The following is a 15,877-nucleotide window of genomic DNA, read 5'->3' as shown; positions in this document are numbered from 1 at the left end:
GCGAGGGCCGCCAGGGTAGGGCACCGGAAGCGAGCGGAGGACGAAGAGCACGTCGCCGGCGCGGAGCGCGCGAACACCGCTCCGTTTTCAGGCAGAGCGAAACGGATCGCTATTCCGATTGTCAGGGGCAGGGCGCTGGCGCACGATCCGACCGAGGCAGGGACGATGTGAAGCCATCCGCGAGAGCAGAGAAGCCCGAAGCGCAGGCGCCTGCGGCGCGGGGCGTGCGCGCCGACGCGCAACGCAACCTCGACGCGCTGCTCGAGGCGGCCAAGGCCGTCTTCGGCGCCAAGGGCGTGGACGCGCCCGTGCGTGAGATCGCCGCGCGGGCGGGAGTCGGCGTCGCGACCGTCTACCGTCACTTCCCGCAGCGCTCCGACCTTGTCGCGGCGGTGTTTCGACGCGAGGTCGACGCATGCGCCGCCGCCGGCCCCGCGCTGGCGCGCGAGCACGAGCCGGCCGAGGCGCTGGCGCGGTGGCTTCGCCGATACACGAGCTTCATCGCGACAAAGCGCGGGCTCGCCGCGGCCCTGCACTCCGGAGACCCTGCCTTCGACGCCCTGCCGGAGTACTTCCGGCAGCACCTCGAGCCGGCCCTCCAATCGCTGCTCGACGCGGCGGTGAGCGCCGGTCAGATCCGCGCCGACGTCGAGCCGTACGACCTGCTGCGCGCGGTCGGCAACCTCTGCATCGCCACCGGCGAGGACGGAGCTCTCCACAGTCGGCGCATGGTCGACCTGCTGATCGACGGGCTGCGCTACGGCGCCCCCGGGGCGGGTCTCGCTCCGGGAGGGCGACGCCGCGCGCGCTGAAGAGGTGCGACGACGGTCTGCGCCAGCAGCATCGCCTGGGTAACGGCGACGGCGCCGGACACGTTTGTGTCGAACACCCCGCGCGCAGCGCATCGAAGGATACGTTGCTCACGAGGGGCGACTTGGCGTGATCCTCGAGGCTGCCGTCGATCTCGGCCTACCCGACGCGGATGCGCGCTTTCTTGTGCGCGAGTTGCTCCGGGGTCGATCACGCGCACGCGCACGAAGGACGAGCACGGAAGACGGAAGACGGAAGGTTCGGGGCTCGCGACGGAACGGGCGTAAGGCAGAATACGCGACCTCCGCACACATGGCCTCCTGGTGTCTCAGATCGGGACCTCGCCGACGATCAGGGTATGTGCCGCGCTCGCCTTCATGCTCTCATGAAAGGAACCAAGAAAGGTCCGGTGCAACGAGATGCGCGTGTTGTCTTCCTTGACCGTGGGGCACCTGCTCTTGCAGCTGTCCTTGCTCCTGTCCGCCGTCGCCGGCACCGCCTGCGGCGCCGATTCGCCGCCGGTGGAAGGGGAAGACCTCTCGTCGTCGACATCGTCGGGTGGGGAGGGCGGCACCGCGGGCGCCGGCGGGCTGGGCGGCGGCGGCGATGCCAGCGGCGGGGGCGGCGCCGGCGGTGAAGGCGGTGGGGGCGGCGGCGCCGGCGGCCGGGGTGGCGCGGGTGGTCAAGGCGGTGACGGCGGCCAAGGCGGCGCCGGCGGCCAGGGCGGCGCCGGCGGCCAAGGCGGCGTCGGCGGCCAAGGCGGCGCCGGCGGCCAAGACGGCGCCGGCGGCCAGGGCGGTGCCGGCGGCCAAGGCGGTGCCGGCGGCCAGGGCGATGCCGGCGGCCAGGATGGCGCCGGCGGCCAGGGTGGCGCCGGTGGCCAAGACGGCGCCGGCGGCCAGGGTGGCGCCGGTGGCCAAGGCGCTGGCGGCGACGGTGGCTCCGGCGGCGACGGTGGCTCCGGCGGCGAGGCCGGCTCCGGCGGCGACGGTGGCTCCGGTGGCTCCGGCGGCGGCGAGGACGTCCCCCCGGTGCGCGTCCGGCTCATGGCCGCGAACCTCACGAGCGGAACGCGCCAGAGCTACGACCCAGGCCACGGCAAGCGCATCATGCAGGGGGTCAGACCGGATATCGTCCTGCTCCAGGAGCTCAACTACGGCGACAACGGCGCGGACGCGCTCCGCACCTTCGTCAACGACACCTTCGACAGCACGTTCAGCTACTACCGCGAAGCGGGCGCGCAGATCCCGAACGGGATCGTGAGCCGCTACCCGATCCTCGAAGCCGGCGAGTGGGAGGACAGCGAGGCGCCCAACCGAGACTTCGCCTGGGCGCGCATCGACATCCCCGGGCCGATCGACCTCTGGGCCGTCAGCGTCCACTTCCTGACCGCCAGTTCGAGCAGGCGCCAGGCCGAGGCGCGGCAGCTCGTCGAGCGCATCCGCGAGAGCCTCCCCGAGGGCGATTACCTGGTCATCGGCGGCGACTTCAACACCGACACCCGGACAGAGCCGTGCATCTCGACCCTGTCGGAGGTCGTCGTCACGTCCAGCCCTTACCCCGCCGACAGGAACGGAGACTCCGATACGAACGCCGGCAGGAGCAAGCCGTACGACTGGGTGCTCGTCGACGCCGACCTGGATGCGCACGAGACCGCCGTCATGATCGGCGAGAGCAGCTTCGCGAACGGCCTCGTGGCGGACACCCGCGTCTACACGCCGATCGCGGAAATCAGCCCCGCCCTCGCGACCGACAGCGGCGCCGACCAGATGCAGCACATGGGCGTCGTGCGCGACTTCCTGATCCCCGTGGACGCGTCCCCCGTCGATCCGACGCCGGGCACGGCCGCCGTCTTCCTCAACGAGATCCTCGCCAACGAGCCCGGCAGCGACACGGCCAGCGAGTTCGTCGAGATCGTGAACCTCGGCTCGTCGGCCGCCTCCCTCGGCGGGTGGACGCTCTCCGACCGCGTGTCGGTGCGGCACACCTTCGCCGCCGGGACGACGCTCGCGCCCGACGCGGCCATCGTGGTGTACGGCGGCGCGACGGCCGTGCCCCCCGGCGCGAGCGGGGCCGTCGCCGCCTCCACGGGGCGCCTCGAGCTCACCAACACCGACGACACCGTGACGCTCAAGGACGCGTCCGGCGCCACCGTGGACGCGATGACCTACGACGCGACCCTCTCCACCGACGGCGTCTCGATCAACCGCGACCCCGACGCCACCCCGGGACAGCCCTTCGCGCTGCACACCGCCCTCGCCGCGAGCGCCAGCTCGCCCGGCACGCGCGTGGACGGCTCGCCGTTCTGAGCCGCAGCGGCCTGCCGGGCGCGGCGGCCGCCGCGCCCGGCAGGCGGACGCCGCGACGCCGCGACGGAAGCGCGCCCGCGCTCAGTTCCATAGCCGCGCGACGAGGCCGTACGTGGGGAACGTCTGCCGCGTGCCGGCCACGAGCAGCTTGCCGTCGGCCGAGACCGTCATCGACTGCACGGCGTTCTCCTCGCCGAGGAACACCGCCTGCACCCCGCCCTCGCCAAACGTCGGATCGAACGCGCCGTCCGGCAGAAAGCGCGCGAGCGTGGGCCGGCTGGCCGCGAACTCCCCCACGTTGCCGGCGACCACGATGCGGCCGTCGAGCTGCAGCGCCATGTCGACCGCCGCGCCGCCCGGAACGCCGGCGAGCGCCTGCCCGTCCTCCCCGAAGGTCTCGTCGATCGTGCCGTCCGCCTCGAAGCGCACCACGAGGTAGTCGCTCGATCCCCCCTCCTCGCTCCGCGCGGCCACGACGATGCGGCCGTCGGGCTGGACGGCCATCGCGACCGGCTCCTGACGGCCGGCGCGCGTCACCTGCACCCTCCCGAAGCCGCCGAGCGCGCCGTTCGAGGCGAGCTCCAGCAGCACGATGTCCCGCTCGCCGCCGTCCTCCACCCAGCCGGCCACCAGCGTCGAGCCGCGCGCGCCCGCCGCGAGCGCCGTGCCCGCGCTCGCGCCCGGGCTGCCCATGAACGGGACGGTCCACCCCTCCGCGCCGAAGTCGCGGTCGAGGCGCCCGTACGTGGGGTTGATGGCCGCCACGAAGAGCTGGCCGTCGCGCTGGCCGGTCACGAGGAGCCGCTCCGAGGCCGACAGATCCATGGCCGCGACGCGCTCCTCGCCGCCGAGATCGATCAGATCCTTGCCCGTGTTGCCCGAGTCGACGCGGTCCAGGGTCCCGTCGTCGCGGTAGCGGAGGAAGGCGATGTCGTCCGTCGTCTCTCCGGGGGCGTAGCCGACCAGGAAGACGGAGCCGTTCAGGAGCCGCGTGATCCCACGGATCTCCTGGTATTTCGTGCACCCGCAGAAGCGGTCCGACACGCCGCCGCCGCCCGCGAAGGACGCGTCGGCCGCGCCGTCGCCGAGCAGGCGGAAGCCCTTGAGCCGGGACCCGCCGAGGCCGTCGATGCTGGTGCCGGCGGTGAGGATCTTCCCCTGCGCCGTCTGCCGGATGTCGTGGAGGCCCCCGCCGTCGGAGTCGAGCTTCCAGGCGGAGATGCCCGCCTCGCCGAAGCTCTCGTCGAGCGTGCCGGGCTTGCCCGTGACCACGGCGCGCACGGCGTCGGTGCGCACGGTCCCGCCGGAGGTCGCGATGAGCTCGAGGTCGAACGTGGTGCCCAGCGTGAGCGCGCCGGAGGCGCCGACCTCCAGCCTGCCCGCGCTGCTGCCCGGCGGGATGGTGATCGCCTTCGCGACGAGGCCCGGAGGCGGCGCCTGCACGTCGACCTCGACCGGCCCGTCGAAGCCGCCGATCCGGGTGATCGCGACGTCGACGTGATTGACGCCGTTGTACGGGACGTTGACCCCGGTCGACTGGATGGCGAACGTGAAGTCGCCCTGGGCCTGGCCCCCCTGCCCTCCGCCCCCCTCGGCCGGCCCTCCGCCGTGCGTCGAGGTCGACGCCGAGGTCGACGCCGAGGACGACGACACGCTGGCGCCGCCGCCGCCCGCGCCCGGGTCGAGCGACACGTCCTCGATGCCGAGGAGCGCCTCGCAGCCGACGAGCGCCGCGGCGCCCCCCAGGAGGGCCGCGCGGGCGGCGATGCGGGCCAGGAAGGCGGGGTCCGACGGGGTGTGCGGTTCACGGGATCGAGGAGGCTAGCTAGGCGCCGTCTGGGGCTTCCTCGGCTGGCAGGTGATCCTGCGCTTCCTTGAGCGCGCGCCCACGGAGCTGCGCGACCCCATCCTCGGCCGCAGCACCTCGTTCTACCTGTTCTCGCTGCCGTTCTACGATGCGGTCCACATCCTTGCGTGGGCCCTCGCGCTCTTCGCGCTCGCCGGGGCAGCGGTCGACGCGGGCCTCGCGCCGGTGCGGCGGAGGATCCGTTATCCCGCCGAGGAGCACGTCGCAGCGCCTCCTGCGGAGCACGCCGCAGCGCCGGACATCGTGGGTTCCGCCGCGGGCGCCGCGCCGGCCGTCGCCGCACGGTACCGCGCGCTCTTCTTCTCTCTCGGCGCGCTCGCGCTCGTCGTCGCCTGGGGGCGCTGGCTCGCGGCATATCACCTCATGTACTCGCCCTGGGGCGTGGTCGTGGGTCCGGGCTGGACCGACGTCCACGTGCGCCTGCCCGCCACCCGGATCGTCGCCGTCATCGCGGCGCTCATGGGGTTCGCGCTCTTCCTCCCGCCCGTGCAGCGCGCCCTCTGCCGCCTCATCGCCGGCGAGCGCAGGGCGGGCCGGCGCGCCCTGGCGGGGCTCGCCGCGCTGCCGGCGCTCCTCGTGGCGGTGCCGTGGGCGCTCGGCATGTACGTGCTCCCGCTGCTCTTCCAGTGGCTCAAGGTGGTGCCCAACGAGCTCGCGCTCGAGCGCCCCTACCTCGCCCACAACATCGCGTTCACCCGCGCCGGGTTCCGCCTCCACGACGTCGAGGTCACCGAGTTCCCCGTCTCCGACCGGCTCACCCGCGAGACGCTGGAGAACAACCAGGATCTCCTGTCCGAGGTGCGCCTCTGGGACGCGCGCGCTCGACGCCGTGCTCCATCAGTTCCAGGCGATCCGCCTCTATTACGACATGCCCGGCATCGACATCGATCGCTACACCGTGGGCGACCGCTACCGGCAGGTGATGCTCGCCCCGCGCGAGCTCAGCCCGGAGAACCTGCCGCGCGAGCACCAGACCTTCGTCAACCGTCGCTTCAAGTACACGCACGGTTACGGCGTCGCGATGGCCTCGGCGCACGACTTCACGCACGACGGGCAGCCGAACCTGCTCGTGAAGGACATCCCGCCCGTCTCCGCCTCCTCCGAGCTCGAGGTCGAGCGCCCGGAGATCTATTACGGTGAGACCACCCACGGCTACGTGGTGGCCAACTCCAGGGAGCCGGAGCTCGACTATCCGAGCGGCTCGGAGAACGTCTATACGCGCTACGCGGGCACCGGCGGGATCGCGCTCAACGGCTTCTTCCGCAAGCTCCTCTTCGGGTGGAAGCTCGGCGGCACGAGCTTCCTCGTGTCCAGCATCCCCACGGAGGACAGCCGGGTGATGTTCCGCCGCGAGGTCCGCGAGCGCGTGGGGGCGATCGCCCCCTTCCTGGCGCTCGATCGCGATCCGTACATCGTCGTCGCCGGCGGGCGGCTCCACTGGATCGTCGATGCGTACACCACGTCGAGCTACTACCCCTACAGCGAGAGCTTCTTCTCCGCCGAAGGCACCGGGATGAGCGGAGCGCGCGCGCTGGGCGACGCGGGCGGGCGGGCGGGGTTCACGCATCACCTCCGCCGCGCGAACTACGTGCGCAACTCGGTCAAGGCGGTGGTCGACGCCTACGACGGCTCGGTGCGGCTCTACATCTTCGAGCCGGAGGATCCGATCATCCAGGTCTACAGCCGCATCTTCCCCGGCCTGCTCCTGCCGCGCGAGCAGATGCCGGCGGAGCTCCGCGCGCACGTGCGTTACCCGGAGAATCTCCTCCTCGCGCAGGCTCGTTTACGCGAAGTACCACATGAAGGATCCCGAGGTGTTCTGCAACCAGGAGGATCTCTGGACGCGCGCGACCGAGAAGTACTACGAGGAGGTCCAGCCGGTGGAGCCCTATTATGTGATGTGGAAGCCGCCGGGCGAGGGGCGACCCGAGTTCACCCTGATCCTGCCGTTCACGCCGAAGAACCGGCAGGTGCTCATCGGCTGGATCGCCGGCATGTCCGACGGCGCCAACTACGGGCGCATGCTCGCGTACAAGTTCCCCAAGGAGACGCGTGTCCTCGGCACCCAGCAGATGGATACCAAGATCGATCAGGATCCAGCGCTGTCGGCGCAGCTCTCGCTGTGGAGCCAGCGCGGCCAGAAGGTGATCCGCGGCAACGCGCTGGTCATCCCCGTCGAGGACACGCTCCTCTACGTCGAACCCATCTTCCTCCAGGCGGACACGGCGGCGTATCCGGAGCTCCGCGTGGTGATGGTGATGCACGGCGATCGGATGAGCTACACGAGCTCGCTCGACGCGGCGCTGCGCGGGCTCGTCGACGGCGGCGCGCCCCCGGCGGCGGCCGCGGCGGGCCTGCCCGGCGTGCCGGAGGCGCCGGGTGGGCCCGGCGTGACCGACGGGCTGGCGCAGCGGGCCAACGAGGCCTACGCGAGCTACCTGCGCCTGCTCGGCGAGCATCGCTTCCACGAGGCTGCCGCGGAGCTCGAGGCGCTGAGCCGGACGCTCGAGGAGTTCCAGGGACCGTCCGCCTCGCTCGACGAGCGGCAGCGGGACGCCGCGCGTGACCGGTCGGGGCCGGCGAGGCGGCTGCGCGGTCGCTGGCCCAGCAACCGAGCGCGCAGTCGTCGCACGCCGCACAGGCAGGCACACCTTTCGCTCCTTCATGGCAAGCCATGCCCATCGTCTGCGACACCGACTTTTCTCCAGCCGCACAGCAAACTGGGCGGGCCGCTGCCTCCCTCGCCCAGCGGCTCGGCGAGGAGCTCTATCTCGTCCACGTCGTCGACGAGCTCGGCTCCGACTTCCTGATCGGCCACGAGGAGGACGCGCTGCTCGATCCAGAGCGCGAGATGCTCGACCGGCAGACCGACGCGCTGCGACAGCTTGGAGCGCGGGTCGAGGCGCGGCTCGTCGCCGGGTTCCGGCACGTCTGGCTCGCCGAGATCGCGAGCGCCTGCCGAGCCCGCCTGATGGTGATCTCGCACCGCCCCGGGAACCGGCTCGAGAGGCTGCTCGGGGACGGCGTCGAAAAATTACTCCGGATTTCGCCCGTCCCGGTGCTGGTCGCCGAAAGCTCCGATCGCCTGGTCGATTGGCTGCGAGGCGAGCGCAGCTTGCGCGTCCTGGTCGGGCTCGATCCCTCCGACGCTTCTCGAGCCGCTCTGGGCTGGCTCACTGGGCTCGACGGCGCGGGACCGCTCGAAGCGCTCGTCGCGACCTTTCACCGAGAGCTCGGCTTCGTGAGCTTCTGGACGCGGCTCGTGTCTGCCGCGGCGACCCGAGGCACCGTGCATCCCTACCGCGACAGGCCCGCGGCCGGTGCTCGCAGCCCGGTGGAACCACGCGCGCTCGACGGGGCGACCTCACACGTCGAGGTCATCACCCGTCATCCAGCCGCCGAGCTGCTCCGCCTGGCGCGGCGAGAGCAGGTCGATCTCCTGATCCTCGCTCGCGATCCGCCGCAAGGTCGCCTGTGGCCAGCGCCGGTCTGGCGCACCATCCTTCAGCCGAGCCTGCCGTGCAGCGCCGTGTGCGTGCCGGCGACCTATGCGCCGGCAGAAGTCTCGAACTCGCGCGGTGAGCCCGCGGCTCAACGCATGCGGCGCCGACGCCCACGGGCGCGATGGCTTGTGCGGAGCGCGCGCGGAGAACGGAGAGCCCATCGCGGCATGCAGGGCAGAGCGTAGCCACATGCCAGGGGGGACGTACCCCGCTCGGCAACAAGGGTTCTCGCATGCTACCGACCCTCGCATGGACCATCGCTGTTCCCTTCCTGGGCGCGGCGCTCGTGCTATTTCTCTCATCGCGGTGGGCCGGACGCGTCGCGCTCCTCCCCCCTGTGCTCGTGCTCTTCCTCATGCTTCCGCGCTGGTCCGAGGTGTCCGGGGGGGCATCGACGACGATCCCGATCGAGTGGCTCCCCTCCGTCGGGATCACGGCGAACCTGCGCCTGGACCGCCTCGGCGCCTTCTTCGTGCTGCTGGTCGCCGGCGTGGGCCTCGGCGTCGTCCAGTACAGCCGCGCATACCTCGGACCGAAGGGCAAACCCGCCTACTGGGCGACGCTCCTCGCGTTCATGGGGGCCATGATCGGGGTCGTCCTCTCGGACTCGCTCGTGCTCCTCTACGTCTTCTGGGAGCTGACCACCATCGCGTCCGCTCTCCTCATCGGGATGGACTTCACCGATCCGGAGGCACGGAGCGGCGCGATCCGCGCCTTCCTGGTCACGGGCGCAGGGGGCCTCGCGATGCTCGCCGGCGTGGTGCTGCTCGGGCAGATGGCCGGCACCTACAACCTGTCCGATCTCGCCCCGCGCGCGGGCGATATCATCGCGAACCCGGCCCATGTCACCGCGCTCATCCTCCTGCTCGCCGGGGCGTTCACCAAATCGGCGCAGTTCCCGTTCCATTTCTGGCTCCCGGGCGCCATGGCCGCGCCCGCGCCCGTCAGCGCCTACCTTCACTCCGCCACGATGGTGAAGGGAGGCGTCTTCTTGATAGGCCGCCTGTTCCCGGTGTTTCATGCGTCCCCCGTCTGGCAACCTGTCCTCGTCACGGTGGGGCTCACCACCTTCGTCGTCGCCGGATGGGATGCCGTCCGGGCCTGGGACCTGAAGAAGCTCCTCGCGTACAGCACGGTGGCGTACCTCGGCGTGCTGACCGCGCTCTACGGCCTGTATGCGAGGGCAGGGACGCGCGGTGAGCTGCTCAATATCGCGAACCACGCGCTGTACAAGTCCTCTCTGTTCTTGCTCGTCGGTTGGATGGAGAAGGTGACGGGCACACGCGATCTGTCGGTGCTGAAGGAGGAGCACTGGTTCCGGCGCGAGCCGGTCGCCGGGGTCTTGATCGGGTTCGGCGCCGCCGCCATGGCGGGCTTTCCCTTCGTGCTCGGCTTCATCAGCAAAGAGGTCCTCTACGAGGCGCTGCTCACCGTTCGTTCCCCGGCCGGCGTGGCCGCGCTCGTGGCGGCCCTCGTGGGCGGGGCCTTCGCCGTCGCCTATGCGCTCAAGCTCTTCGTCAGCTCGTTCTGGGGGCCCGAGATCCCGCCCGAAGATCGCGGGCATCCGCGGCACCAGCTCTCGCCATGGCTGCTGCGCGTCCCCCTCATCCTGCTCGCCCCGCAGGTGATCGGCGGCGTGGCGCCCGGGCGGCTGGGTTCCCTCCTCGAGCCCGGAGCCGAGCGGCTGGGGTGGCTGGCCGTGTGGCACCACGTGGACGCGCTCTTCGCCCTCAGCTCGAGCACCATCGCGCTGGGTGTGGGCGGTTATCTCCTCTGGAGGCGGCTCGCAAAACCTCCCAGCGAGCCGGAGACACAGATCCTCTCCGACCGCATCTCCGGGGCCGTCCTCCACCTCTCGGGCTGGGCCGGTCGAGCCGTACAGGCCGGGGGACTGCCGCGTTACCTGGCGGTCATGCTCCTGTTCGCCGCCGCCGCCTCGTGCGCCGCCGTCGCCCTGGGGGATGGGCTCGCCGGCACGGGGACGTGGGGCCCCGATCGCGGGATCGCGTGCCTCCCGGCGCTCATGGTCGTGGCCGGCGCAGCGCTGACGCCCTTCGGGAAGAGCCGTGTCGCCAGGATCGTGACCATGGCGGTCGCGGGGTACGGCGTCGCGGTCTTCTACATCCTCTTCCGCGCGCCCGACCTCGTGCTCACGCAGATCCTGGTCGAGACGGTCTCGCTCATCCTGCTCCTGCTCGCCTTTCGCAGGCTCCCCAGGCTCGCTCCCGACGCGCGGCCTCGAGGGGTGCGCATCGCGCACGCCGCGGTGGCCGGCACCGTGGCGGCCCTCGCGGCAGCCCTCGCCTGGAGCACCGGTGTCCATCCTCCGAGAGCCCCTGCCGGAGCGGATCAGCTTGCGCTGTCGCTCCCCGAGGCCCACGGAAGAAACGCCGTCAACGTCATCCTCGTGGATTTCCGGGGCGCCGACACGCTCGGCGAGATCACCGTGCTCGCCGTCGCCGCGCTCGGCGCGGCGGCGCTGCGCCCGCGGCGCGAGCCGACGCCGGCGTCCAGCCCAGAGGGGTCCGGGTCATGCGATCGCCCTTCCTGAGCTACGTCGCCACCGGGGTGCTCCCGCTCATCGTCGTCTTCGCGCTCTTCCTGCTGCTCCGCGGGCACGACGCGCCGGGCGGCGGCTTCATCGCCGGGCTCGTCACGACCATCGCGTTCGTCCTGGCGGCCCTCGCCTTCGGCGCGGGCACCGTGCGGGCCGCGCTCCCCCCGCTCGCCTGCCGGATGCCCTGGATCGGCCTGCTCGTCGCCGCGGCGTCGGGGCTGCCAGCCGTCGCGCGCGGCCAGGGCTTCTTGACCCATTACCACGTGCAGATCGGCGCCGCCGAGGCTCCCGCGCTCCGCCTCTCGACGACGCTGCTCTTCGACGTCGGGGTCTATCTCACGGTGGTGGGCGCTGCGATCAAGGCGCTCGACGCCTTCGCCGCGGAGGCGCCGCCGTGATTGGAGCCGCCGCGATCGCCGCCGGGGTGCTCCTCGCCGCGGGTCTGTACCTCATGCTGTCCCGCGACGTGCAGCTCGTGGCGATGGGCTTCTTCCTCCTGTCCAACGGCGTGAACCTCTTCGTGCTGACCGCCTCGGGCATGCCCGCGGACGCGGCGCCGCCGTTGATCCCGGAGGACGATCCGGCCGCCGCCCTCGCCCTCCCCGCCGCCGATCCGCTCGCGCAGGCGTTCATCCTCACGGCCATCGTGATCGGCTTCGGGATGGCCGCCTTCCTGCTCGCGATGGCCGTCGACATCCACCGGAGGAAGCGGAGCGATGAGCCGTCCGGGAGGGACGACGCATGAGCGCCGCGATCGTGGCGGTCCCGGTGCTGCTGCCCCTGTCCACCGCGGCGCTCCTGGCGCTGTTCTCCGGGAAGCCTCGGCTGGAGCGGTGGCTGTCGCTCGGAAGCGGCGTCCTCCTCTTCACGACCGCTCTTTCGATCACCGCCCGGACGACCCGCGGCGCGATCCTCGTGCTCGCGCTCGGAGGCTGGAGCCCGCGCGTCGGCATCGTGTGGGTGACGGACTCGCTCGCCGCCCTGATGCTGCTGTTCGCGTCGATCGTGGCCCTGGCCGCGCTCGCCTACGCGCCCGGATCGCTGCGCGATGCGCGCGAGCGGCGGTGCTTCTACCCGCTCCAGCAGCTCATGATGGCAGGGGTCAACGGCTCGCTCGTGACCGGTGATCTCTTCAACCTGTTCGTGTTCTTCGAGCTCATGCTCCTCTCGTCCTTCGCGCTGCTCGCGCTCGGCACCCGGGCGGCAGGGCAGCAGCATGCGCTCGCGTACGTGGTGATCAACCTCGTCGCCAGCGCCGTGCTCCTCGGCGGCGTGGGCGCGGTCTACGGCACGGCCGGCACCGTGAACATGGCCGAGCTCGCGGTGCGCGTCCGCGAGGGGGGCCTGCCTTCTGCGTTCTGGGGTGCGGGGGCGCTGGTGATCGTCGTCTTCATGGTCAAGGCGGCCCTGGCGCCGGTGTTCTTCTGGCTGCCCGACGCGTACCCGGAGGCATCGGCCGTGGTGAACGGCCTCTTCGCCGGGCTCCTCACCAAGGTAGGCGTTTACACGCTGTTCCGCACCGTTCCGCTCCTGGGCGCCGCCGCTCCCGGCGCGCTCCGCCCGGCGCTCCTGGTGATCGCCGCGGTCACGATGGTCATCGGGGTCGTGGGGGCGCTCGGGCGAAGCACGATGCGCGGCATCCTGTCGTTCCACATCGTGAGCCAGGTCGGCTACATGATCTTCGGGCTCGCGCTGTTCACCCCGATCGCGGTGGCAGCGGGGCTGTTCCACACGATCCACAACATGGTCGCGAAGACAGCGCTGGTCTTCGCAGGGGGAGTCGTGGAGGGCATCGGAGGGCCGGGGGCGCTCGGCCACGCCCGCGGGCTCGCGCGCACGCACCCGTGGGTGGCCGCGGGCTTCTTCGTCCCCGCCATGTCGCTGGCCGGACTGCCCCCGCTCAGCGGGTTCTGGGGCAAGCTGCTCCTCGTCGTCGGTGGCTTCCGGGCCGGAGCCATCGTCGCCACCACGGTATCGCTCGTCGTCGGCCTCCTCACGCTCGCGTCGATGCTCAAGATATGGACGGCTGTCTTCTGGGGTGAGCCCACGGGCCTGCGGTCGCGTGGCGCCGGCAGCGACCGGGGCATGCTGGGCGCGACGCTCGGCCTCGGCGCGCTGACCGTGATCCTGGGCCTCGCGGCGGCGCCGCTCTTCGCGCATCTCGAGCGGACGGCGACCACGCTCCTGGAAGTGACGCCGTACGTGGACGCGGTCCTCGTGCAGCGACGATGAGCCGATGAACCACCTCGCGTTGAACCTGCTCCTCGCGATCGTCTGGGTCCTGCTCCACGCGGAGTTCTCTCTGAGGCGACTGGTCGTGGGCTTCCTCGCCGGCTTCGCTGCGATCGCGCTCACCGAGCGCGCGCTCGGCCGGCGCCATTACTCGCGCGCTGCGGCCGGCGTGCTCGCCCTTTCCTGGAGCTTCCTCTGGGAGCTCGTCCTCTCGAGCCTCACGCTCGCGCGCGACATCCTCCGCCCGCGACCTGTGTTTCATCCGGCGTTCGTCCGCCTCGACGTGCGTGACCTGAGCCCCGTGCAGACGATCCTCCTCGCCTGCCTCATCACCCTGACGCCGGGCACGCTGACGGTCGACGTGGGCCTCGAGGAGCAGGCGCTCTACATCCACTCGCTCTACGCGCGCGATCCGGCGGAGCTGGGCAGCCGGCTGCGCCGCTTCGTCCATCTGATCCAGCGCGCCGCAGGCCGCGCGCTGCCGTTATCGCCGGAGCAATGACATGGGAAGCATCGATCCGCGGTCCGCCGTCCTCTTCACCTCGCTCTTCGTGCTCGGCGTCGGCATCGGGCTCTGCACGATCCGCATCGCGCGCGGGCCGACGAACTTCGATCGATTGCTCGCGTTCGATTGCCTGTTGATGAATGTCGTCGGCGTGGCGCTCGTGGCATCGATGCTGCTCGCGACGGACGCGTTCATCGACATGGTGCTGGTGACCGCGCTGTTCGGGTTCATCGGCACCGTCTCGCTGGCCGCCTACCTGGAGGGCTCCCTTGCTCGCTAGCGCGCTCGAGATCGCCGCCGCCCTGGCAGGGACGTTCTTCATGTTCGTGGCGTCGCTCGGCGTCCTGCGCCTGCCGGACTTTTATGCGCGCATTCACGCGCCGACCAAGGCGGCGACGCTGGGGCTCGCGTTCCTGCTCGCCGCGCTCGCGCTGCACTTCAGGGAGCTCGCGAGCGTGACCAAGGCGGCGCTGGCGCTGCTCTTCGTGGGCGTGACCGCGCCCGTGGGCGCGCACATCCTCGCGCGAGCGGCGTACCGGAGGGGCGTACGGGCGCCCGGCACGCTGGTCGACGAGTACGGGCCTTCCGTGCAGCGCCTGCGCAGCGAACAGGAGCGAGCGGAGGAGGTGAAGGAGGACGGGTGAGCCGATGCCGCCCGGGAGGCGCTGGACGATCCCGTATCACCTGCGTCGCGCATGCGCTTGTTAGAAGACGTCCCTGGATGGCCTCCTCTGCCCTGCGCGGCGTGCTCGTCCAGCACGCACCGCTCGGATTCGAGCCGTCGTGGCACCGCGTATCACTTGATTTCGATCGTATCGACCATCCACTCGTGCTGAGCATCGGCCACGAACGTGAGGCCGCCGCCGGCTCCGCTGGCCGCGCCGTCTTGCTTGGGCGCCCAGACGGCGACGAGCCAGCCGCCACGGATAGGCGTCCGATAGGTCGTATGTCCCGAGTTGGTCTCTTCTTGTATCTGTTCCCAGTGAAGCTTCATGAACATGATGTCGAAAGTACCACGCCACTCGCGTTCGGCAACGTGTCCAACATGGCCCCTGCCTGTCTCCTGCGGAGTCCGTGCAGCGCGCACGCGGGGCAGCGCTACTCCGCCTCTCTCCCTTTCGGCGCCCGAGCGACACCGCGGGGCCGCGGCACCGCGCCCTTGCCGGCCGGCCACCCCTCGCGCTGACGGGAGCGGTCGCCGTCGGTCTCCTCGGTCTGGTCGTGGAAGAGCACCTGCGTGGTCGGGAACGGCAGATCCACGCCGCCCTCGGTGAGCGCCCGCCTGATGGCGACGAGCACCTGATCGCGCGCGTCGAGCGCGTCGTGCTGGCGGGGAGGCCTGATCCACCAGCGCACGCGCAGGTTCACCGAGCTCGCGGCGAGCTCCATGGCCAGCACGTCGGGCGCCGGCTCGGCGAGCACGCCGTCGACGCTCCGGAGCGCCTCCAGGATGAGCGCCTTGGCGCGCTCGATGTCGTCGCCGTAGCCGATGCCCACGTCGTACTCGATCCTGCGCACCTCGAAGGCCGTGTTGACCATCACCGAGTTCGTGAACAGCTCCGAGTTCGGGATCACGACGCGCCGGCCGTCGTACGTCTTGAGGAGCGTCGCGCGGGTCTGGATCTCCTCGACCGTGCCCTCGTAGCTGCCGAAGCGGATCTGGTCGCCGATGCGGAACGGCTCGGTCAGGAGGAGGAGGATGCCCGCGAGGTAGTTCTGGAGCACGTCGCGGAACGCGAAGCCGATCGCGACCGATCCGATGCCGAGGAACTGGAGGAGCGCGGCCGGCGTGAAGTTCGGGAAGACGATGACGCAGCCGACGAGGGCGCCGAGGATGAACATCGCCCCCTGGGTGAGCCGACCGAGGACCAGCCCGAGGTTCTGGTTCCGGCGCCGCTTCATCGCGAGGCGCCGGATCGTGGATCTCAGCAGCTTGCCGGCGATATGGAAGGCCGCGAAGACGGCGAGCGCGATCGCGATGCTGGGCAGCGACGCGATCAGGTCGGTGGCGAGGCGATGCACCTTGTCGGCGGCCTGGGCCCATGCGGAGGCGTTCTCGCCGGGCGGCGCGGCGCTGGCGTCCATGGCGTCTTT

General features: G+C 71.3%; 13 protein-coding genes and 1 pseudogene. 11 read left to right on the top strand and 3 right to left on the bottom strand.

Going from position 1 to position 15,877, the window contains the following annotated elements; all coding sequences use genetic code 11:
• Positions 1 to 167 precede the first annotated feature (167 nt).
• Positions 168 to 812 carry a TetR/AcrR family transcriptional regulator gene (locus NQZ70_RS05615; protein ID WP_129573295.1) on the top strand — a complete coding sequence of 215 codons (645 nt, stop codon included), beginning with the start codon at positions 168 to 170 and terminating at the stop codon, positions 810 to 812.
• Positions 813 to 1,235: 423 nt separating this feature from the next.
• Entirely contained in the window at positions 1,236 to 3,119 is a 1,884-nt protein-coding gene (locus NQZ70_RS05610) for a lamin tail domain-containing protein (protein WP_272827884.1), read from the top strand.
• An 81-nt stretch (positions 3,120 to 3,200) separates the two neighbouring features.
• Here NQZ70_RS05610 and NQZ70_RS05605 read toward each other — a convergent pair whose 3' ends face one another.
• Positions 3,201 to 4,811: a delta-60 repeat domain-containing protein gene (locus NQZ70_RS05605; protein WP_237245065.1), complete on the bottom strand. Its 1,611-nt coding sequence runs from the start codon at positions 4,809 to 4,811 to the stop codon at positions 3,201 to 3,203.
• A gap of 166 nt (positions 4,812 to 4,977) precedes the next feature.
• Here NQZ70_RS05605 and NQZ70_RS53250 point away from each other — a divergent pair.
• The 9 genes and pseudogenes from NQZ70_RS53250 to mnhG form a co-directional block, all read left to right on the top strand.
• Positions 4,978 to 7,052 (top strand): annotated as a pseudogene (locus tag NQZ70_RS53250) (UPF0182 family protein); the annotation flags it as partial.
• Positions 7,053 to 7,660: 608 nt separating this feature from the next.
• The gene (locus tag NQZ70_RS05585; protein ID WP_129573291.1) at positions 7,661 to 8,674 is read left to right on the top strand and encodes a universal stress protein; all 1,014 of its coding nucleotides are present in this window, start codon (positions 7,661 to 7,663) and stop codon (positions 8,672 to 8,674) included.
• A 47-nt stretch (positions 8,675 to 8,721) separates the two neighbouring features.
• The gene (mbhE, locus tag NQZ70_RS05580) at positions 8,722 to 11,040 is read left to right on the top strand and encodes a hydrogen gas-evolving membrane-bound hydrogenase subunit E (protein ID WP_165373802.1); all 2,319 of its coding nucleotides are present in this window, start codon (positions 8,722 to 8,724) and stop codon (positions 11,038 to 11,040) included.
• Positions 11,022 to 11,444 carry an MnhB domain-containing protein gene (locus tag NQZ70_RS05575; protein WP_129573289.1) on the top strand — a complete coding sequence of 141 codons (423 nt, stop codon included), beginning with the start codon at positions 11,022 to 11,024 and terminating at the stop codon, positions 11,442 to 11,444. Before mbhE ends, NQZ70_RS05575 begins: the two co-directional genes overlap by 19 nt.
• Positions 11,441 to 11,791, top strand: a complete 351-nt coding sequence (locus tag NQZ70_RS05570; RefSeq protein ID WP_129573288.1) for a sodium:proton antiporter — start codon at positions 11,441 to 11,443, stop codon at positions 11,789 to 11,791. Before NQZ70_RS05575 ends, NQZ70_RS05570 begins: the two co-directional genes overlap by 4 nt.
• Positions 11,788 to 13,278 carry a proton-conducting transporter membrane subunit gene (locus NQZ70_RS05565; RefSeq protein WP_129573287.1) on the top strand — a complete coding sequence of 497 codons (1,491 nt, stop codon included), beginning with the start codon at positions 11,788 to 11,790 and terminating at the stop codon, positions 13,276 to 13,278. The genes NQZ70_RS05570 and NQZ70_RS05565 overlap by 4 nt, the downstream gene beginning before the upstream one ends.
• 4 nt (positions 13,279 to 13,282) lie before the next feature.
• On the top strand, positions 13,283 to 13,780 hold the full coding sequence (locus NQZ70_RS05560; protein ID WP_129573286.1) for a Na+/H+ antiporter subunit E: 498 nt from the start codon (positions 13,283 to 13,285) through the stop codon (positions 13,778 to 13,780).
• A gap of 1 nt (position 13,781) precedes the next feature.
• Complete coding sequence (locus NQZ70_RS05555; RefSeq protein ID WP_129573285.1) at positions 13,782 to 14,063, top strand: monovalent cation/H+ antiporter complex subunit F; 282 nt, start codon at positions 13,782 to 13,784, stop codon at positions 14,061 to 14,063.
• Positions 14,053 to 14,427, top strand: a complete 375-nt coding sequence (gene mnhG / locus NQZ70_RS05550; RefSeq protein WP_207217755.1) for a monovalent cation/H(+) antiporter subunit G — start codon at positions 14,053 to 14,055, stop codon at positions 14,425 to 14,427. The genes NQZ70_RS05555 and mnhG overlap by 11 nt, the downstream gene beginning before the upstream one ends.
• A gap of 152 nt (positions 14,428 to 14,579) precedes the next feature.
• Here the strand turns inward: mnhG and NQZ70_RS05545 are convergent, their stop codons facing one another.
• Together NQZ70_RS05545 and NQZ70_RS05540 are read right to left on the bottom strand one after the other, a co-directional pair.
• Complete coding sequence (locus NQZ70_RS05545) at positions 14,580 to 14,783, bottom strand: hypothetical protein (RefSeq protein ID WP_129573284.1); 204 nt, start codon at positions 14,781 to 14,783, stop codon at positions 14,580 to 14,582.
• A 98-nt stretch (positions 14,784 to 14,881) separates the two neighbouring features.
• Positions 14,882 to 15,868 (bottom strand): mechanosensitive ion channel family protein, encoded by a 987-nt coding sequence (locus NQZ70_RS05540; RefSeq protein WP_129573283.1) that lies wholly within the window; start codon positions 15,866 to 15,868, stop codon positions 14,882 to 14,884.
• Between the last annotated feature and the right edge of the window lie 9 nt (positions 15,869 to 15,877).

The organism is Sorangium sp. So ce836, from assembly GCF_028553905.1.
Taxonomy (GTDB): Bacteria; Myxococcota_A; Polyangia; order Polyangiales; family Polyangiaceae; genus Sorangium; species Sorangium cellulosum_D.
Note: the sequence above shows the minus strand (reverse complement) of the source record. Positions and strands in the feature narration are given on the sequence as shown.